At 73.6% G+C, this 18,643-nt stretch carries 17 protein-coding genes; 11 read left to right on the top strand and 6 right to left on the bottom strand.

The annotated features are described in order from the left end of the window. Positions 1-5 precede the first annotated feature (5 nt). Positions 6-914, bottom strand: a complete 909-nt coding sequence (locus QRN56_RS22150) for an SDR family oxidoreductase (RefSeq protein WP_285106903.1) — start codon at positions 912-914, stop codon at positions 6-8. A 196-nt stretch (positions 915-1,110) separates the two neighbouring features. After that, a complete protein-coding gene (locus QRN56_RS22145; protein ID WP_285106901.1) occupies positions 1,111-2,172 on the bottom strand; it encodes an LLM class flavin-dependent oxidoreductase in 1,062 nt (353 codons plus the stop codon). A gap of 126 nt (positions 2,173-2,298) precedes the next feature. Here QRN56_RS22145 and QRN56_RS22140 point away from each other — a divergent pair, with 126 nt between their 5' ends. Both QRN56_RS22140 and QRN56_RS22135 read left to right on the top strand, forming a co-directional pair. Then, positions 2,299-2,778 carry a GNAT family N-acetyltransferase gene (locus QRN56_RS22140; RefSeq protein WP_285106899.1) on the top strand — a complete coding sequence of 160 codons (480 nt, stop codon included), beginning with the start codon at positions 2,299-2,301 and terminating at the stop codon, positions 2,776-2,778. Between the two features lie 149 nt (positions 2,779-2,927). Further along, entirely contained in the window at positions 2,928-3,749 is an 822-nt protein-coding gene (locus QRN56_RS22135) for a metal-dependent hydrolase (RefSeq protein WP_285106897.1), read from the top strand. Between the two features lie 73 nt (positions 3,750-3,822). Here QRN56_RS22135 and QRN56_RS22130 read toward each other — a convergent pair whose 3' ends face one another. Further along, positions 3,823-5,604, bottom strand: coding sequence for an ATPase (locus tag QRN56_RS22130; protein ID WP_285106896.1), 1,782 nt, complete (start codon positions 5,602-5,604; stop codon positions 3,823-3,825). 420 nt (positions 5,605-6,024) lie between these two features. Here QRN56_RS22130 and QRN56_RS22125 point away from each other — a divergent pair, with 420 nt between their 5' ends. The 4 genes from QRN56_RS22125 (at position 6,025) to QRN56_RS22110 (ending at position 12,515) form a co-directional block, all read left to right on the top strand. Further along, a complete protein-coding gene (locus QRN56_RS22125) occupies positions 6,025-7,080 on the top strand; it encodes a hypothetical protein (RefSeq protein WP_285106894.1) in 1,056 nt (351 codons plus the stop codon). Between the two features lie 108 nt (positions 7,081-7,188). Continuing rightward, positions 7,189-9,552 carry a serine/threonine protein kinase gene (locus tag QRN56_RS22120; protein WP_285106893.1) on the top strand — a complete coding sequence of 788 codons (2,364 nt, stop codon included), beginning with the start codon at positions 7,189-7,191 and terminating at the stop codon, positions 9,550-9,552. 458 nt (positions 9,553-10,010) lie between these two features. Then, a complete protein-coding gene (locus tag QRN56_RS22115) occupies positions 10,011-10,991 on the top strand; it encodes a hypothetical protein (RefSeq protein ID WP_285106892.1) in 981 nt (326 codons plus the stop codon). A gap of 369 nt (positions 10,992-11,360) precedes the next feature. Continuing rightward, on the top strand, positions 11,361-12,515 hold the full coding sequence (locus QRN56_RS22110; RefSeq protein WP_285106890.1) for a serine protein kinase RIO: 1,155 nt from the start codon (positions 11,361-11,363) through the stop codon (positions 12,513-12,515). A 79-nt stretch (positions 12,516-12,594) separates the two neighbouring features. Here QRN56_RS22110 and QRN56_RS22105 read toward each other — a convergent pair whose 3' ends face one another. Then, on the bottom strand, positions 12,595-13,065 hold the full coding sequence (locus QRN56_RS22105; RefSeq protein WP_285106888.1) for an Lrp/AsnC family transcriptional regulator: 471 nt from the start codon (positions 13,063-13,065) through the stop codon (positions 12,595-12,597). Positions 13,066-13,124: 59 nt separating this feature from the next. On the opposite strand from QRN56_RS22105, the gene QRN56_RS22100 reads away from it, so the two are divergent. Together QRN56_RS22100 and QRN56_RS22095 are read left to right on the top strand one after the other, a co-directional pair. Beyond that, complete coding sequence (locus QRN56_RS22100) at positions 13,125-14,258, top strand: trans-sulfuration enzyme family protein (protein WP_285106886.1); 1,134 nt, start codon at positions 13,125-13,127, stop codon at positions 14,256-14,258. 4 nt (positions 14,259-14,262) lie between these two features. Further along, positions 14,263-14,658, top strand: a complete 396-nt coding sequence (locus tag QRN56_RS22095) for a DUF6841 family protein (RefSeq protein WP_285106884.1) — start codon at positions 14,263-14,265, stop codon at positions 14,656-14,658. A gap of 12 nt (positions 14,659-14,670) precedes the next feature. Here QRN56_RS22095 and QRN56_RS22090 read toward each other — a convergent pair whose 3' ends face one another. Continuing rightward, positions 14,671-15,285: a GNAT family N-acetyltransferase gene (locus QRN56_RS22090; RefSeq protein WP_285106882.1), complete on the bottom strand. Its 615-nt coding sequence runs from the start codon at positions 15,283-15,285 to the stop codon at positions 14,671-14,673. A 148-nt stretch (positions 15,286-15,433) separates the two neighbouring features. Here QRN56_RS22090 and QRN56_RS22085 point away from each other — a divergent pair, with 148 nt between their 5' ends. Together QRN56_RS22085 and QRN56_RS22080 are read left to right on the top strand one after the other, a co-directional pair. After that, entirely contained in the window at positions 15,434-16,087 is a 654-nt protein-coding gene (locus QRN56_RS22085; protein WP_285106880.1) for an SRPBCC domain-containing protein, read from the top strand. Beyond that, the gene (locus tag QRN56_RS22080) at positions 16,088-16,537 is read left to right on the top strand and encodes an ArsR/SmtB family transcription factor (RefSeq protein ID WP_350224597.1); all 450 of its coding nucleotides are present in this window, start codon (positions 16,088-16,090) and stop codon (positions 16,535-16,537) included. Positions 16,538-16,547: 10 nt separating this feature from the next. Here the strand turns inward: QRN56_RS22080 and QRN56_RS22075 are convergent, their stop codons facing one another. Beyond that, positions 16,548-17,687, bottom strand: a complete 1,140-nt coding sequence (locus QRN56_RS22075; RefSeq protein ID WP_285106879.1) for a glycerophosphodiester phosphodiesterase family protein — start codon at positions 17,685-17,687, stop codon at positions 16,548-16,550. 132 nt (positions 17,688-17,819) lie between these two features. Here QRN56_RS22075 and QRN56_RS22070 point away from each other — a divergent pair, with 132 nt between their 5' ends. After that, positions 17,820-18,623: an alpha/beta fold hydrolase gene (locus QRN56_RS22070; RefSeq protein WP_285106877.1), complete on the top strand. Its 804-nt coding sequence runs from the start codon at positions 17,820-17,822 to the stop codon at positions 18,621-18,623. Positions 18,624-18,643: the final 20 nt, after the last annotated feature.

The raw sequence follows: 18,643 nt of genomic DNA, 5'->3' as shown, positions 1-18,643 counted from the left end.
TCAGCCTAGCCCGCGGGCACCGCGGTCGAGGTGGTCTCCTCGGCGACGGACCAGAGGCGGGCTGCCGTGGCGTCGTCGCGCATGCGCCGGTTGAGCCGCGCCGGGACGGGTTCGCCCACCAGCATGAACCGGGGCCCGTAGTAGGCGCCGGACGGCGCACCGGGGTCGGCGGCGGCGAGCAGGATCGAGCCGGCGCCCTCCGGCGGCGCCATGGAAGGCAGCGGTGACCGCGGGGTCCAACCGTTCCGCCGTTCCCGGCCCATGGTCGGTCCCGTGATCTGGAGGTTCGTCCGGGTGAACCCGGGGTGTGCCGCCGTGCTCACCAGGGCCCAGCCGCGGCGTGCGGCCAGGTGCGCGAGGTGCCGGGCCAGGTGCAGGTCGGCGAGCTTGGACTGCCCGTACGCGGCCCAGGCCCGGTACGGGCGCCGCTCCCAGTCGAGGTCGTCGAAGTCGATCCGCCCCCGGTTGGCCACGCCGGAGCTCATGGTGGCGACGCGCGGCGCGGGCGCCGCCAGCAGCATCGGCAGGAGCCGGTTGGTCAGGGCGAACGGGCCGAGAAAGTTGGTGCCCCACTGCAGCTCGTGTCCGTCGGCGGTCTCGTACCGCTGCGGCGGGACCATCACGCCCGCGTTGTTCACCAGGGTGTCCAGCCGGTCGAGGTCGCGCCCGAGCCCGTCGGCGAAGGCGCGGACCGACGCCAGGTCGGCGAGGTCCAGGAGCCGCACCTCCGCCCGCGCGTCGGGCCGGGTCGCGAGGACCTCCGCGAGGGCGTCCGCCCCCTTGTCCGGGTTGCGGACGGCGAGGACCACGTGGGCGCCGGCTGCGGCGAGGCGCTTGGCGGCCTCGCGGCCGGTGCCGCTGTTGGCACCGGTGACGACGACGGTGCGGCCGGTCTGATCGGGGACGGTGTACATGGGCGCTCCTCTGACGGGATTCGATTGGGCCAACCAACAAGTTGGTTGGCCACCCCCACTATGCACCCAGCGCCTCCCACGCACAACCCCCGCGCACGACGACGGGGTACCGGATCTGGTCAGATCCGGTACCCCGTGTTCGCGGCGGTGCCCGCCGTGCCGGTCGCGGCCGTGCCGCGCGACGCGGTCGCGGCGCTCAGTCGCTCAGCGCGCCCGCCACCAGCTCCAGCGTCTGCGAGCGCCCGAACGTCGCGTCCAGCGGCTCGTCGTCGCGCGAGCCGGCCACCGGCACGAGCATGACCTCCTCGACGCCGTGCCGCTCGGCCAGGCCGCGCACCTCGGCCGCGACATGCTCGGCGTCGCCGATCAGCCAGCGCGCCCGCATCGCCTCGATGGACTGGGCGATCATGCCGTCGGCGGGCTCGTCGGCCGTGGCGCGCAGGGCCTCCTCGACGGTCTCCAGCGGGCCCAGCTTCTGGCCGGAGCGCAGCCGGGCCATCTGCCGCAGCTGCGGCAGGGCGCGGTCGTGGGCCTCGTCCGCCGTCGGCGCGGCCACCGCGTTGACCGTCACGAACGTGCGCGGCTCGGGGTGCTCCGGCGAGGGCCGGTAGCCGTCCCGGTACAGGGCGAGGATCTGGTCCATGCCCTGCCCGGAGAAGTGGTTCGCGAACACGTACGGCAGCCCGAGCTCGGCGGCCAGGCGCGCGGAGTAGTCGCTGGAGCCGAGCAGCCACACGGTCGGCACGCTGCCGGCGGCCGGGGTGGCCCGCACGTCGTAGATGTCGCCCGAGACCAGGCGCAGCCGTGCGCCGTCAGGCCCCATCAGGCTCAGGATGTCGGTGACGTGCTGCGGAAAGCGGTCCACGTCCGCCGTCGGACCCGTGGCGCGCAGCAGGGAGGTGACCACGGGGTCGCTGCCCGGGGCGCGGCCGATGCCGAGGTCGATGCGGCCGGGGGCCACGGCCTCCAGTGCCGCGAACTGCTCCGCGACCACGAGCGGGGCGTGGTTCGGCAGCATCACGCCGCCCGACCCCACCCGGATGCGGGAGGTCCGCGCGGCGGCGGCGGCGATCATCACGGGCGGCGACGACGCCGCGACCGCTGCCATGTTGTGGTGCTCCGCGAACCAGTAGCGCTCGTAGCCGAGCCGGTCGGCGAGCGCCGCCAGGTCGAGCGAGGCCGACAGGGCCTGGGCGCTGGTCTGGCCCGAGCGGACGGGCACGAGGTCAAGGACGGACAAGCGTGGCTGGGTGTTCATCGCCTTGGTCAACCGTCGCGGGGTCCGGCGTGTTCCTCGGCCGCCGCCCTTTACCAGTTCTGTACCGGTTTCGGTATCGCGGGAGGTCATGGCGCCCACCCCGGTCGGCCTGACATGATCACGTGCGTGTCTGTTGATGTGCGCCCCGCGACCGACGAAGACGTCGACTCCGTGGTCGACCTGTTCCGCCAGTACCTGAGGTTCTACGACCAGGAGGTGCCCGACGCCGAGGCGCGGGCCTACCTGACCGCCCGTCGCGACGCGGGCGACAGCGTGCTGCTCGTCGCGGAGGTGGCCGTCGAGGGCGCGGACCCCACGGAGGACGCCCGGATCGTCGGGTTCACGCAGAGCTATCCGACCTGGTCGTCGGTGAGCCTGAGCCGGTCGTGGGTGCTGAACGACCTCTTCGTCGCCCCGGGATCGCGCGGGACGGGCGCTGCGCGCGCCCTGGTGCAGGAGACCTGCCGCCTGGCCAAGGAGGCCGGCGCCATCCGGGTCTCGCTGGCGACCGCGTGGGACAACCTCGCCGCACAGGGGCTGTACGAGTCCGAGGGCTTCGTGCGCGACCAGAACTTCCACCACTACGCCTACGTGACGGGCGCCTGACCCGACCGCGTCGCAGGACGCGCGGCGTGCTCCTCCAGCTCTGTGTCGGTAGCCCGCGCTAGGGTGTGCCCCGGCCAGGAACGGACCTGGTCAGAAGGCCAAACTGCCGATTCGGGGAGACCCCGGGAACTGGAGCGCACACCACCATGATGGGAGGCAACCACGCCGCGACGGGAGCCGCGGCCTGGGTAGCGGTCACGGCGTCGACGCCGATCGCGTTCGGCTGGTATCCGGGGGTGACCGACACGGGCGTCGTCGCGGGAGCCCTCGTCTGCGCGGGAGCCGCGCTCCTGCCGGACGCCGACCATCATTCGGGCACCATCGCGAACTCGCTCAAGCCGGTCTCGAACGTCGTGGTCAAGGGCATCGAGGCCGTCTCGGGCGGGCACCGCAAGGGCACTCACTCGATCCTCGGCGTCGCGGTGTTCACGGCGATCGCCTGGGGCCTCAGCTTCCTGAGCATCGACACGGGCAACGAGCAGTTCGGCTCGATCCTGATCGGCCCGGGCATCATGTGCGTGCTGCTGGTCGCGTTCGCCCTCAAGGCGCTCAAGATCACGCGCGACACCAAGCTGTTGCCCTGGACCACGTCGATCACGCTGGCAGTGCTCATCGCGATCTTCGCGCCCGAGGAATGGTTCTGGATGCCGTTCAGCGTGGCGCTGGGCTGCACCGTGCACATCCTGGGCGACATGATCACCACCAACGGCGTGCCGCTGCTCTGGCCGCTGAAGTTCCGCAGCCCTCGCTGGATGCGCGACGGGCGCGGCCTGGAGCTCGACATGATCTGGCGGTCGGGCGGCAACCTGTCGCTGCCGATCCTGGGCGACGCCGGGTCGGTCCGGGAGTGGATCTTTCTCATCCCCGTGTCGCTGTACGCCGTCGTCGGCATCGTGTGGGCGCTGCTGAACGAGATGGGCTACGACACGATGGCGGTCTGGTACCAGTTCCTCGGGCTCTTCCCGGGCTGAGCCGCCCGGCACGACGACGTCGTCCGGCCCCCGCCCGCTGCCGGGCGGGGGCCGGACGTCGCTCGACCCTCGTTCAGAGGCCGCCGGCCACGGCAGCGCCGGCGGCGAGCCAGGCACGCCGGGTCTCCGGGCGCAGGGCGCCGTACCGCAGGTGCCCGTCGACCATGGCCGGGTCGAACGGGATGGTGACGACCTCACGGGCCAGCGACCGGTACCCGTCGGCGACCTTCTCCAGCTCGCCCGAGGACTCCTTGGGGTCGGCCTGGCTGACGACCACGACCGCCTGCTGCGCCAGGTACGCCGACCGGCCGTCGCGGGTGCCGAGCGCCTCGAGCAGCAGGGCCCCGGCCTCCGCGTGGTCGTCGCGCGTCGTGGTGGCGACCACGAGCTGGTCGGTCAGGTCGATCATCCGCTGCCACATCGGGTCGGACTCGTCGTTGCCGGAGTCGATGAGGATCATCCGGTAGTACTTCGAGAGCACGGAGTGGATCGCGTCGACGTCCTGCGGCTCGATCCGCTGTTCGTTGGCCATGGCGATCGGCTTGGAGCGCAGCACGTCGAACCGGTCGCGCGTCTGGTGGTGCACGTACCGCGCGAGGTCGGCGGCCTGCGCCGACGGGCCCAGGAGCCGGTCGGTCTGCGGCAGCAGGTCCAGCAGGGTGGACTCGTGCGGGCCCTGCTCGGTGCGCCAGCCCAGGGTGCCGCGGGTCTGGTTGTTGTCCCACGTGACCACGCCCGCGCCGCCGAACTGCGCGAAGACCGCCGCGAGCAGCACCGTCGACGGCGTCTTGCCCGCGCCGCCCTTGCCGTTCACCATCGAGATGGTGCGCGGGCCGGGCCAGTGCTGGCTCACGGCGCGCTCGTCGGCGCGCTCGAGCCGTTCCGACTCGCTCGGGCCCACGCGGATGCCCATGCGGGTCAGCATCCCGCGGAAGCCCTGCGTGGCCGGGTCCTCGTCCTGCTGGTGCGTGAGGAACGACTGCCGCGCCTCGCGGCGCGAGCGCGGCGTGTCACCCTCGACCGCTCGCGTGGGGCTCGACTGCGGCGTGGAGAGCCCGCCGTCCGGACCGGCGTAGTCGGCCGTGGGTACGCCGTTCGTGGGCACGGGGCCCGCGAGACCGCCGTGGATCCCGCCCGGGACGCTGCCCGGGAGGTCCTGCGCCGCGTTCTCGCGGACCCAGTCGGCGACACCCGGGTCGCCGGCTGCGGGCGCGCCGTCGGACGGGAGAGGAATGGTGGGCGCGACGCCGGGAGCGGGCAGGTTCTCCGCGGGGTCGGGCGCGAACGCCGGGGCTTCCGGCGCGAACGCAGGGCCGCCTTCCGGGGCGGACGGCGTGCCGGCGCCGTTCGACCCCTCGGGCGCGCGCGGGGCGCGGCGCACCGTGTCGGTGTCGATCGGTTCGGTCGCCTCGGGGGCGGCGGTGTCACCGCCCGGGGCCAGGTCCGCGACCGGCACGCCCTCGAACGCGGGGGCCGGGAACGTCCCCGGACCCGCTCCGGGCTGAGGCAGGGGCTCGGGCAAGGGCTCCGGCTGCGGCTCGGGAAGCGGGGAGGCGGGCGGCGCCTGCGGCGTCGGCGACGACGGCGGCGCGAGCTCGTCCTCCTCCGGCACCACGGTCCCGTCCGGGTGCACGATCAGGTTCCAGAGCCCCTCCGGGCCGGTCGCGGAGGCCCGCACGGGCCTGCCGATCTGCACGGCGTTCTCCGTGACCCGGCGCAGGACCTCCACCCGTGCCTCTTCCAGGCTGCCGGCGGCGATCGGGTGGAACGTCCCGTCGATCGTCACCTCGCCGGAACCGTCCTCGCGGACGATCGCGTCGATCCGAGGCCAGCGTGGCACGGTGTCAGAGCTCATGCGTTTCCTCCGAAGTTCCTGGGCAGGCGGCATAGCGTGGGTTCGCCCCCGAGAGCAAGCGTCGGCCATGATCGGCCCGCTGGCCACCCCAACGGGGCATTCACCCCACCTGGTAGGTTCTCGCGCAAACAGGTGTCGAAACCGGGACCACAACCGAGGAGCCCTTGCGTGTCCGACGAGCCCACCCGCCGAATTCCTCCGGCGGCCGACCCGACGCAGATCCAGCGACCACCGGCTCGTCCGGGGCAGCCGGGAGCCCCGTCATCGTATGACGCGACCCAGCGGATGAGCGCATTCGCACCGGGTGGTGGAGCCGGACAGCGGGTCCCGGGGAACCAGGGCGGCTCCCCGGTCGATGAGTCCACGCAGCTCATGCCGCCACCCCGCGGCGCCTCCCCCGTCGATGAGTCCACGCAACTGATGCCGCCGCCCCGCGGCGGCTCGCCCGTCGACGAGTCGACCCAGGTGATGCCGCCGCCGCGCGGCGCCTCCGCCGTCGACGAGTCCACCCAGCTCCTGCCTCCGGCGGGCACGCAGCGGGACTACCGGTCGGCGACGCCGCCGCCCGCGCGGCCGTACCGGCCCTACGAGACCGAGCAGCCCACGCAGGTCCAGGCCCCCGGCGCCTTTCCCGGGGAGCCCGGCTACGGGCAGGGCCAGCAGGGGTACGGCCAGCAGGCCGGCTACGGGCAGCAGGGTCAGCAGGGGTACGGCCAGACCGCGGCGTACGGTCAGCCGGGCCAGGCCGGGCAGCAGGGTTACGGACAGCAGGGCTACGGCCAGGGTTACGGGCAGCAGGCCGGCTACCCCCAGCCGGGGCAGCAGCAGGGCCAGCAGGCGGGCCCGCCCAACCCGTTCGAGCAGGGTTTCGGCCCGCAGTCCGGCCACCCGACGCCGCAGCGTCGCGACCGGGACGACGACTCCCGCGGGGACGGCTCGACGGCGGGCGCCGTCCTGGCGTGGATCCCGCGGATCCTGCTCGCGCTGAGCGTGTACCAGCTGATCCGGCTGATCCCCGGGTTCGACGTCATGCCCGATGTCTCGCAGTTCCCCTTGTTCCGCGGGATCGGCGACGGCGTGCTCGGCATGCTCAACCTCAACCCCGAGTGGTCGGACCAGGCCGCGAACATGACCATCCCGGTGCTCGGCATCGCGCTCGCGGGCCTGTTCAACACGATCCGGTCACTGAACACGTCGCTGGCGATCTGGCCGTACGGGCTGGCGATCGTCGCCTGGATCGTCGTGTTCGCCGTCGGCGGCATCGTCGGCTACGCCCAGGACGCCACGGAGAACGTGAAGCAGAACGTCCAGGACACGGTGGACCAGGAGATCGAGGACGCCAAGCAGGACGCGAAGGACTCGGTGCAGCAGGAGATCGACAAGGGCGTCGAGGACGCCCGGCAGAACGCGACCGAGAGCGTCGAGGAAAGCATCAACGACCAGCTCGAGGACGCGCTGCCCGGCGGGAACGGCTGAGCGGGCCAGGTCACGGGTCGGGCACTTCGACCGCGGTCAGGGGCAGGACGCTGATAGCGTTTCTCACGTCCAACCGGTAGTTCCGGTGCGCTGCTGAGGAGTCCTTGCTTGTCCGACGAGACCACCCGCATGACGGCCGCACGCCCTGCCGGACAGCCGGTCGGGGGTGGCGACCAGACCGCCGTCGTGCCGACGCCGCCCACGCGGGCAGTGCCGCCGCTGCCCGCGCCCACGCGGACCGTCCCGCCGCCCACCGCGCCCACGCGGGTGGTGCTGCCCACCGGGCCGTCCGGGACGGCGAACGGTGTGCCCGCGAACGTGGCGCCCACGAGCGTGGCCGGACCCGGGGGCGCAGTCGGGCAGGGAGCCGGGTACACCGGTGGCGCGTACACCGGCTCCGGGGTGCCCGGAGGCGTGCCGCGCATCCCTGCGACGGGCGAGGTGCTCGGGCCGTTCCAGCTCGGTGACTCGCTCGGCCACGGCGGGTTCGCCCACGTGTACCGGGCCACGGGCCAGGGCGGCGAGGTGGCGCTCAAGGTGCTGACCAACACCGAGTCGGGTTCGCTGGACCGGTTCGTCGGCGAGGCGGCCCTGCTGGAGCGGCTCGCCGGACGCGGGTTCCCGCAGCTCGTCGCGGCAGGCCTGGACTCCCCCACGCCGTGGTTCGCGATGGAGCTCGTGCCGGGTCCCACGCTGTCCCAGCGCCTGGCCGCGGAGGGCCCCCTGCCGGTGCACGAGGTGCTGCGCGTGGCGGACGACGTGCTCGACGCCCTCGCCGTGCTGCAGGAGGAGCACTTCCTGCACCGGGACGTGAAGCCGGCCAACATCATCGCCGCGCCCGACCGGTACGTGCTCATCGACCTCGGCATCGCCAAGGGGCACGGCACCACCACGTCGACGCATGCGGCGGGCACCATCTCGTACATGGCGCCCGAGCTGTTCGTGCGCAAGCCGCACGCCCGCTCCGACGTGTACAGCCTGGGCCTCCTGCTGATCTTCCTCGCCACGGGCCAGCTTCCCAACGACCTCAACTTCGCGGGGCGCGATCTGACGGCCGCCGATGTCGGGCCCGTGGACCAGCGGCTGCTCCCCCTGATCCTGGCCATGACGCGGCACCGGCCCGAGGACCGCCCGCCGCTGCACAACCTGTCGCGCACCGTGGCCCAGCTCGCCACCGACAGCGCCCGGCTCGACCCCGCGCTGCTCGCCGCGGCGGGGGTCACCACGATCGAGCGCGGCCTGGTCACCGAGGTGCTCACGGGCAGCGCGGCGGCGGCCACCGTGGCGCCCACCAGCGTGCTCGCGAGCAACCCCGTGCAGCCGGGCGAACCCATGACCAACCTGGTCTACGACCAGCAGCTCATGGGCCGCCTGCACCAGGTGCACGGCGACGGGTTCGACGGCGCGGCCGAGGAGGTCATCTCGACGTACCTGGCCGCCGTCGGGCCGCAGCGGGCCGGCGGGCGCGCGCCCGCCGCGATCAAGGACTACCTGTGGGCCGCGATGCGGTGGGCACCGGCGTTCACGCCCGAGGGCTACTCCGACACGTTCGAGGGCTGGGCGGCCTACCGGCAGCGCCACGGCCTGCCGCTGCCCGGCACACCCGGCGCGACCACGCCCCGCCGGCACACCAGCAGCGCGCCGCGGGTGGCGCCGGCCGCCCACCAGCAGGCCACGCAGGTCGCCCCCTCGTTCCGCCCGGGGTCGGCGGCGACGGGCGCGCGGACGGCGCCGTCGCCGGCGCAGCAGCCCGGGACGACCGGCACGCAGCCCGTGCAGCGGCCGACCGGGCCGGTGCAGCCCCAGCCGCCTGTGCAGCAGCCGACGGGGCCGGTGCAGCCCGCCCGGCCGGTCCAGCCGACGGGACCGGTGCAGCCGGCCGGGCCCGCGGCGGGGCTCTCGCGGCGGGACGCCCGTGACGAACGGGACGCCCGCGCCGACCGGGACCGGAGCTCCGACGGCGGCCCGCGCGCCGTCGCGGTGATCCTCGGCTGGATCCCGCGCGTGCTGCTCCTCATCGCGCTCTACCAGCTCGTGCGCCTGATCCCGGGCTTCGACGCGATGCCCAGCGCGGCCGAGCTGCCCCTGTTCGCCGCGCTCGGCGACATCACGGTGGCGACGCTGGGCCTCGACCCGGAATGGGCGCCGCGCATGGCGGAGCTGTCGATCCCGCTGCTCGGCATCATCGCGGCCGCCCTCGTCAACCTCGTGCGCGCGGTGCGCTCGCGCCGCGGCGGCCGCACGTGGCCGTTCTGGCTGGTCGTCGTCGTGTGGGTCATCGTGATCGCGGTGCAGGGCGTGGTCGGCTACGCGCAGCAGGTCACGCAGGACGCCCGCGACTCGTTGCAGGAGCAGCGCGAGCAGATCCAGGACGACCTCGAACAGGGCGTCCAGGACACGACCGAGGACGTGACCGACTCGCTCTGGCAGTCGTTCGAGGACGCCCTTCCCTGGAACTCGGAAGAGGGCTGACCCCGCGGCGTCCGTCAAGGTGCTGCGAGGTCGGCAGCCTCCTGACGCCGGGCTCGGAAGTCGGCAGTTTGCCCCGCAGACTCGGCACTTGGCACTGAGATCGGCAGAGGCCTGAGCCGATCTCGATGCCAACTGCCGAACGCTCAGCGAAGTGCCGAACGTGCGGGCTGCTGGGCTCTGTCGCAGCCGGCGATCCCGCGACCGGTGCCCGGCGCAAAGCGCCCAGTGCCCGTTGCCCAGTACCCGGCGCCCAGTACGCGGTCCCCGGTCCCCGGCGCGAAGTGCCGTTCTCGTCGTTCGTCGCGTAGCGGGGCCGGATCGCGAACGCCGCCCAGACGTCCCTGGGCACCGAGGCGCAACGCTTCGAGTGCGACCACAGGCAGGGTCGAAGCCACCTGGTGCACAGGGCGTCCGGCACGGCGACACCTGAGCGGCGCGCGCCCGCCACGCTCGTGTCCATGAAAGTGACCTTTACCCAGGACGGCGTCGCCGTCCCCGAAGTGCTCCTGGCGCGCGAGCAGGACAAGAATCAGCTGGCACTCGCCAGCCGCCAGGGCTCGTTGACCCGCATCCGGCGGGGTGCCTATTGCGACCCGGACGACATCCGGGCGGACGGTCCCGCATCGGCTCCGCGCGAGAAGCGGAACCGGGAGCTCGCCCGCGCCCGGGCGCTACACCGGCAGCTCCGCTCGAACGTGGTGTTCAGCCACACGACGGCGGCGCTCCTTCTGGGGTGCCCCGTCTGGACCGTGCCTGACCGCACACACGTCTACCAGCGCTACCGCCCCTCGAGCCGCGCGGCGAAGGACATCGCCCGACACGTGGGCACCGTCCCGGCCTACGCCGTCACCACCGTGCACGGTCTTCCGGTGACGTCGCTCGTGCGTACCGTCGTGGACTGCGCGCTGGCGCTGCACCCGCTGGAGGCCCTCGTCATCGCGGACTTCGCGCTGAGCCACGACATCGATCGCGCCGAGCTCCTGGTGGAGCTCGGTGCCCGGGCCGAGCGGCGCGGCGTCCGGCGCGCCCGGCTGGTCCTCGAGCTGGCGGACGGCGGCTCGCACTCACCCTGGGAGACCTGGGTGCGCTACGAGATGCTGCGATCCGGCCTTCCCAGGCCGGTCACCCAGATGGCCGTGCCGACCGACAGCGGCCTGTTCCACACCGACCTCGGCTATGAGCAGTGGAACCTGGGCGTCGAGTTCGACGGCCTGATCAAGTACCGACCGGACGGCGTCGGCACCGGTCACGACCCCGCGCGCGAGTTCATGAGCGAGAAGGGGCGCGCCGAGGCGATCCGCCGGACGGGTGTCGCCGTGGAACGCGTCACGGCGTCCGACCGCAGAGACGTCCCCTCAATGCTCGCCCGTCTCACAGCCCACCTGCCACCCCACGTGCTCCAGCGGGCGCGCGTCAACCCCCTGCTACCGCCGTCCTGACCGCGGCAGTTTGCCTTTTCGACTCGGCAGTTGGCATCGAGATCGGCAGAGGCCTGAGCCGATCTCGATGCCAACTGCCGAACGCTCAGCGAAGTGCCGAACCGGCCCCGGAAAAAACAGGTGCGCTTCCTCGGCGCCCCGTGCCATGCTCCTCGCACGGTCACCGGGCCAACCCCTGAGGCGCTCGCTGACCGGCCAGCTCAGGTAGTGGAAACGGCTCCGGCACGTGTGTTCGGGCACGGTGCGGACAGGAAGGAGGCAGTGATGGACGACGTCGTTCGCGCAGCTGCCCTCGCGGCAGCAGACGCCACTGTCACCAGGAGCACCCGGGACTGATCCGGCGGTGCTCCAGCATCAAGGAGCACCGACTTGCCCCGTTTTCCCGAAGCACCGAAGAAGTCCGTCCTGATCCGCGCAGCCGGCAGGGGCGGCAAGCAGTCCGACGACCGACCGGCCGACGACGAGCGTCGGTCCGCCCGCGGCGTGCGGGCCGGCCGCGAGGACCTCGAAGGCCCGTACCCGGGCACGTTCGAGGCCGACGGGTTCGGCTCCGACGAGCCCGACGCGTTCGAGCGGGACGGCACGGTTCAGGACGGCGCCGACCGGCACCCGTCCGGCGTCGTCGCGCACGACCACGACCAGACCGATCCCACCCAGACCGATCCCACCCAGCCCGGCCCCGGGCAGCGCTGGTCCACCTGGCGTTCCGTCGCCAAGGGGCAGCGCGGGCCCGAGCCGCTGCCGGAATGGGTCGTCACCCGCGACGCCGCGCTCGACACCGAGCTCGGCATCCTCAAGACCGGGAAGGAGGCCGACGCGTTCCTCGTGGAGCGCGCCGTTCCGGAGGGCGCCGGCCCGACGTCCGACGACGCCCCGGACCTGGCGCTCGACCAGGCGGCCACGCGCTGCCTGCTGGTCGCCAAGCGGTACCGCAGCCTGGAGCACGGGCAGTTCCACCGCGGGTCCGAGTACACCGAGGGCCGCACCGTGCGGCGCACGCGCGACCAGCGCGCCATGGAGGACCGCAAGTCCGCCTGGGGTCGCGCGGTGTCGGCCACCCAGTGGGCCGACGCCGAGTTCATCGCCCTGCGCGAGGCCTGGTCGGCGGGCGCGCCGGTGCCCTACCCCGTGCAGATCGACGGGACCGAGGTGCTGATGGAGTTCATCGGCACCGAGGAGACCGACGAGCTGGGCCGCACCCAGGCGGTCGCCGCGCCGCGCCTGACCCGGGCGCGCCCGTCGGACGACCTGCTGGAGTCGTACTGGGACCAGCTCACGCACGGCATGTCCGTGCTGGCCCGGCTCGGGCTCGCGCACGGCGACCTGTCGCCGTACAACATCCTGGCCCACGGCGAGCGGCTGGTCATCATCGACCTGCCGCAGGTCGTGGACCTGGCGGCCAACCCGTTCTCGAGCGACGTGCTGCTGCGCGACTGCCGCACCGTGTCCGACTGGTTCATCGCCCGCGGGCTGGACGTCGACCCGGACGCCCTGTTCGCCGACCTCCTGGCGCAGGCGTTCTGAACACCCGCGCGCCGCGGCGTCAGTAGCGCCCCGTGTCAGACGTACGGGTCACCCGGGTGACCCGTACGTCTGACACGGGCTACTCCGCGGGGGTGACCGGGCCGCAGGTCCAGGAGGAGAACACCAGGTCGGTCTGCACCCGGCCCACCTCGCCGCGCGCCGTCAGGTCGAGCACCAGGCGCTGTAGCTCGTCGGTGTCGGCGCAGGCCACGTTGATCAGGAAGTCGTCCGGCCCCGACACGTGGTGCACGGCCCGGGTCTGCGGCAGCCGCCGCACCCACTCCACGAACGGCCCCAGCAGGGGCCGCGAGTGCGTGGTCAGCCGCACCATGAGCATGGCCTGCAGCCCGCGCCCGACGGCGGCCGGGTCGATCGCGGCGTGGTACCCGCGGATCACTCCAGCGTTCTGCAGCCGCTGGACGCGCGCCAGGCAGGTCGACGGCGCGACGCCGACCCGCTGGGCGAGCGTCTTGTTGGAGAGACGCCCGTCGTTCTGCAGCTCGGTCAGCAGCGCCCGGTCCACCGAATCCAGGAGCACGTTCTGGGTCATGGCCCGAATATCTAGCACGCCGGGACGTCGTCGGACAGCAGGAATGCCGATAGTCACCCATGAGCATGCATTCCTGGACCACGCGCGCCGTCCACGCCGGCAAGGACGACCTCGCCGCGCTCGGGCTCCATGCCCCGCCGATCGACCTGTCCACCACCTACCCGTCGTACGACGTCGTCGGCGAGGCCACGCGCCTGGACGAGTTCGCCGAGGGGCGCGACGACGGCGGTCCGCCCGTCTACGGCCGCGTCGCCAACCCGACGGTGCGCCGCTTCGAGAACGCCCTGGCCGAGCTCGAGGGCGCGGAGGCGGCGGTCGCGTTCGCGAGCGGCATGGCCGCGCTGTCGGCATGCCTGCTGACCCAGGTCGCGGCGGGCCGGCCGCACGTCGTCGGGGTGCGGCCGCTGTACGGCACCACCGACCACCTGCTCGACTCCGGGCTGCTCGGCACCTCGGTGACGTGGGCGGCGCCCGAGGACGCGGCGTCGGCCATCACGGGCCGGACCGGGCTCGTGGTCGTGGAGAGCCCGGCGAACCCCACGCTCGACGAGGTGGACCTGCGGGCCCTGACCGACGCCTGCGCGCCGGTGCCCGTGCTGGTGGACAGCACGTTCGCCACACCGGTGCTGCAGCGACCGCTGGAGCAGGGGGCGGCGATGGTGCTGCACAGCGCCACGAAGTACCTGGGCGGGCACGGCGACGTCATGGGTGGCGTCGTGGCCTGCGACGAGGAGCTGGCCCGGTCGCTGCGCCAGGTCCGGTTCGTCACCGGCGCCATGCTGCACCCGATGGCGGGGTACGAGCTGCTCCGCGGCCTGGCGACGCTGCCGGTGCGGGTGCGCGGGGCGGCGGCCACGGCGGCGGAGCTGGCCCGCCGGCTCGGAGAGCACCCGCGGGTGACCCGGGTGCACTACCCGAGCATCGGCGGGGCGATGGTGTCGTTCGAGACCTCCGCCGACCCGGTGGCCCTGGTCTCCGCCGTACGGCTGATCACCCCGGCCGTGAGCCTGGGCAGCGTGGACAGCCTGATCCAGCACCCGGCGTCGCTGACCCACCGGATCATGGACGAGGTGTCCCGCAAGGAGGCGGGCATCTCGCCGGACCTGGTGCGGCTGTCCGTGGGGCTGGAGGACGTCGAGGACCTCTGGACCGACCTGGACCAGGCGATCGCGCACGCCGCCCGGCTACCGTGAGGGCATGACCAGTACCCCGTACGACCACGACGACCTGCTCGCGTTCCTCGTCGGCCACGGCGTCGCGCTCGGGACGGGCGACCTGGACGCCCTGGCCGACGGCCTCGCCCAACCGGCGGTGATCGTCGAGGCCGACCGTTCCGTCGTGGTGCCCGACGCCGAGGCCGCGCGGGCCGGCCTCGGCGGCATGCTCGGCTCCTACCGGGAGCAGGGGCTGGTCGCCGCCGTGCCGGAGATCAAGGCGGTCGAGCAGGTGGGCGACGCGCTGCTGTGGGTCGACGTGCGCTGGAGCCTCAAGGACGAGAACGCCTCGGAGGCCGCGGCCTACCGTGCGCGCTACCTGGTGCGGCGGGGCCGGGACACCTTCGAGCTGTGCGTGGTCGTGCCGGTCGAGGAGTAGGTCCGCGGGCCCTCAGGCCGCGGCGATCTCCCGCCGCATGTGCCAGCGGGTCAGCCGTCCGCTCGTGGCGTCGGTCGGCGCCAGCCGGTCGAAGCCCGCTCGCTCGAACATCGCCACGGTGCCGACGAACGCCGCGCTCACCGGCACCCGCCGCCCGTCCTCGGGTTCGACGGGGAAGGCTTCCAGCGCCGTCGCGCCGTGGGCCGCGGCGTAGTCGACCCCGGCGTCGAGCAGCGCCTGGGCGACCCCCTGCCTGCGGAGACCCGCGCGCACCGTCACGCACATGAACACCCAGGTGGTGGGCCAGGTCTCCGGCTCCCCCACCGGTAGCACGCGCGACCGCTGCAGCGACCGCGCCGCCGATCGCACCGAGAAGCCGAGCCAGCCGGCGACCTCGCCACCGCCGTCACCGTCGAGGTAGGCGAGCATCCCCGGCACGGGCTCCTGCTCCGTCAGCTCGCGCAGCCGCGCACCGCGCGTGGTGACGTCCTCCTTGGCCGGGGCGCGCCAGTGCATGCACCAGCACGCCTGCTCGCGCCCGGTCGGGTTGAGGACGCGGGCGATGTCGTCGAACCGGTCGGCCGTGGCGGGCACCACCGCGATGCGGGCCTTCTCCTCAGGGGCCATTCTCGGAACCTACTCCGCGTCACCGACACTCGCGCACAGTCGCCGCTTGGCACACTCTTTTGGACCGCAACGGCACCCGCGCCTCGGCACTTGCCTCCCGGCCGGACCTGTGACCTAATATAAGTGTCTACTTATTGAAGGAGTGAGCATGTCTATCACCATCGACCCCGTCGCCACCGCCGGCCTCGTCTCCCGCGAGGTCCGCGACGGCAGCCGGGACGGCACCCCGACCAAGATCGCCGTCGCCCGGCGCACCTACGACGCCGAGCAGTCGGACCTCTGGCAGGCCGTCACGTCACCCGACCGCATCCCCCGCTGGTTCATGCCGGTCAGCGGCGACCTGAGCGTCGGCGGCCGCTACCAGCTCGAGGGCAACGCCGGCGGGCTCGTCGAGCGCTGCGACGCGCCCGAGTCGTTCGCCGTCACGTGGGAGTTCGGCGGCGGCGTCTCGTGGGTGGAGGTCTCCCTCACGCCCGCCGACGGCGGCACCACCCTCGAGCTGGTGCACGAGTCCCCCGTGGACCCCGACTTCTGGACCCAGTACGGCCCGGGCGCCGTCGGCGTCGGCTGGGACCTCGGCCTCCTCGGGCTGGGCCTGCACCTCGCCACCGGCGCCACGATGGACCCCAAGGAGTCCGAGGCGTGGGCCCTCTCCCCCGAAGGGGTCGAGTTCGCCCGGCACGCCAGCGCCGGCTGGGCCGACGCCGCGATCGCCGGCGGGGACGACGCAGACGCGGCGCGGGCCGCGGGCGAGCGCACGCTGGCCTTCTACACCACGCCGCCCCCGACGCCGGAGGCCTGAGTGCCGGCCGCGGCCGCGCCGGCGGACGACGGTGGACCGGACGCCGGTCCCCCCGGCGCGCTCGACGCGGCCCGGGCCGGTGTGTTCGAGGCGCTCGGCGACCCGGTCCGACGTCGGCTGCTGGAGCTGCTCGTCGCGGGCGAGCAGCCTGCCGGGGCCCTGGTCACCGCGCTGCAGGCGCGCGTGCGCATCACGCAGCCCGCGGTCTCGCAGCACCTCAGGGTGCTCCGCGAGGCGGGGCTCGTGCGGGTGCGCGCCGAGGGCACGCGCCGCCTCTACGCCGTGGACGACGCCGGGACCGCCGCTGCCCAGGCCTGGCTCGCGCGCTTCGAGGACACCTTTGCCCAGCCGCTCGACGCCCTGGCGACGGAGCTGGCCCGCGGACGCCGCGAACGCCGTCGGGCAGCGCCCCGCGCCGGGACCGGCGAGCACGACACGGCCGCGGGCTGACCCGCGCGCGTCAGTAGCGCTTCGGGAGCTTGAGGTGGCGCTCCGCCATGATCGTGCGCAGCAGGTCCGGCCGGTCGGTGATGAGGCCGTCGACGCCGATGTCCATCAGGGACTCGATCGTGGCGCGGTCGTCGACGGTCCACGGGATCACGGCCATGCCGGCGCGGTGCGCGGCGCGGACGAGCTCGGGCGTCGTGAACGGGACGTAGCCCGGGTCGGACACGCTGCCGCCCTGCGGGTCGCCGTGCACGGGCGAGACGGCGTCGGCGTCGAACGAGGCGGCGGCCGCGACGAACTTCTGCTGGATCGAGCCCGGGAAGTCGTCGATGTCCAGGCCGCCGAGCCACGGCGACGCGCCCTCGACGCCGACCTGGAGGAACTGCTGGCCGTTGGTCAGCGCCACCAGGCCGAAGCGCGGCTCGACCTGGCTCATCCGCATCAGCGAGCCCCAGTCGAAGCTCTGGATCGTCACCTGGTCGACCAGGCGCGCCTTGCGCACCTCACGGGCGACGACCTGCACGAACTGCTCGCGCGGCGCCGTCTGCTCGGGGGCGCCCGCCTCGACCTTGGTCTCGATGTTGAGCTTGACCTGGTGCGCCCGGTGCCGGTTGACCAGCGCCAGGACCTCCGACAGCAGCGGCATCTGCTCGCCCGGGTGCAGCTCCTGCCCGGGGAACTGCGGCTGGCGCAGCGACCCGCAGTCGAGGGTGCGGACCTGCGCGAGCGTGAGGTCCTTGATGTACGTCTTGTTCGGCACGTAGGGGAACTCGGGGTCGCCCGGGAACGCCGGCTCGGTGTCGACGCACTTGGCCGGGCTCGGGTCGCGGTCATGGGTCACGACGGCATACCCGTCCTGCGTGATCTGCACGTCCAGCTCGAGCGTGCTGACCCCGAGCGCGAGGGCGTTGTCGAAGGCCGGGAGCGTGTTCTCGACGGTGAGCGCGATGCCGCCCCGGTGTGCCTGGAGGTCGAAGGTGCGGTGGTGGCCGGCCGGGCGGCCGGCGGCATCCGCGGCGGCGGCCATGGCGCCGTCGTCCGTGGTGCTCAGGGCGGACGCCGGTGCGGCGCCCAGTGCCAGCGTGCCCGCGAGGGTCACGGCGAGGGCTGCGGCGGTGCGGGCGGCGACGACGCCGCGTGGGGTGGTCCTCATGCGGCTGAGCCTGGACAGGTCCCGTGGCCAGGTCGTGGCGACGCGCCGTCAGGAGGGCGACGACGACGTGAACGCCCGGCGACGCGCGCCGGCGCCCCTGCACGCCCGCCCTGGCGCGCGTACGGTCCAGGAGTGGGCTTCATCCGGGTGGGCGGGCTTCGGATCGCTTACGAGCGGGCCGGCCAGGGGCCGCCCCTGGTCCTCGTGCACGGCGCCGCCGAGGACTGCCGCATCTGGCGGCCCCAGCTCGCCGGCCTGGCCGACGAGCTGACGGTCGTGGCGTGGGACGAGCCGGGCGCCGGGCGATCGTCCGACCTGCCCGAGGGCTTCGGGCTGGCCGGCTTCGCGGACGGGCTCGCCGCGCTGATCGAGGCGATGGGGCTCGGACCCGCGCACGTCGCCGGCCGGTCCTGGGGCGGCACCGTGGCGCTCGAGCTCTACCGCCGTCGGCCCGAGCTGGTCGCGACTCTCGTCCTGGTCGACACCTACGCCGGCTGGAAGGGGTCGCTGCCCGCCGCCGAGGTGCGAGCGCGGATCGCCGGAGCACGCAGGATGCTCGCCGCGCCTCCCGTGGAGCTCGGCCTCGCCTTTCCCGGGCTGTTCGCCGGCGACCCGCCGCCGGAGCTCGTGCCGCTGCTCGCGGACATCGCCGCCGACGTGCGCCCGGCAACCCTCGCCCAGCAGCTGGAGATCATGGCCGAGGCCGATCTTGCCGACCTGCTGCCGCGGATCGACGTCCCCACGCTGCTGATCTGGGGACGCCTGGACGCGCGCTCCCCGCTCGGGGTCGCGCGCCGGTTCGAGGCGGCGATCCCGGACGCGACGCTCGTCGTGGTCGAGGGCACCGGCCACATGAGCAACCTGGAGCGTCCCGAGCCAGTGAACGACGCCGTCCGCGGCTTCTGCCGCACCCATCCGCCCGGCGCAAAGCGGTAGAAATCGCCACGCGGGGGTAC

Origin of the sequence: Promicromonospora sp. MEB111 (genome assembly GCF_030209445.1) — a bacterium.
In the GTDB taxonomy this organism is placed as follows: domain Bacteria; phylum Actinomycetota; class Actinomycetes; order Actinomycetales; family Cellulomonadaceae; genus Promicromonospora.
This window is presented reverse-complemented; position numbering and strand designations above follow the sequence as displayed.